Annotated in this window: 1 protein-coding gene; it reads right to left on the bottom strand. The window is 34.1% G+C overall.

What is annotated here, in order from left to right; all coding sequences use genetic code 11:
* The coding region (locus SB717_RS34755; protein WP_410907418.1) for a UvrD-helicase domain-containing protein at positions 1–311 on the bottom strand (311 nt) is incomplete at both ends.

Below are 311 nucleotides of genomic sequence, written 5' to 3'. Positions count from 1 at the left end.
ATTCGCTGCATTTAAAATATTTTGTGACGAACGATAGTTTTGTTCTAACAAAATTACCTGTGCATTCTCATAGTCTTTTTCAAATGACAAAATGTTAGAAATATCTGCACCACGCCAGCGATAAATAGACTGGTCAGAGTCACCTACAACGCAAAGATTTTTAAAACGTGCTGCCAAATGTTTAACAAGAAGATATTGCGCTTTGTTCGTATCTTGATACTCATCAACATGAATATATTGGAACTTACGCTGATAAAACTCTAATACTTCTGGAACACGTTCAAATAGCTGAATCGTCGTCATAATTAAAT

It is taken from the genome of Priestia sp. SIMBA_032 (genome assembly GCF_046535215.1).
GTDB classification, from domain to species: Bacteria; Bacillota; Bacilli; order Bacillales; family Bacillaceae_H; genus Priestia; species Priestia aryabhattai.
Note: the sequence above shows the minus strand (reverse complement) of the source record. Positions and strands in the feature narration are given on the sequence as shown.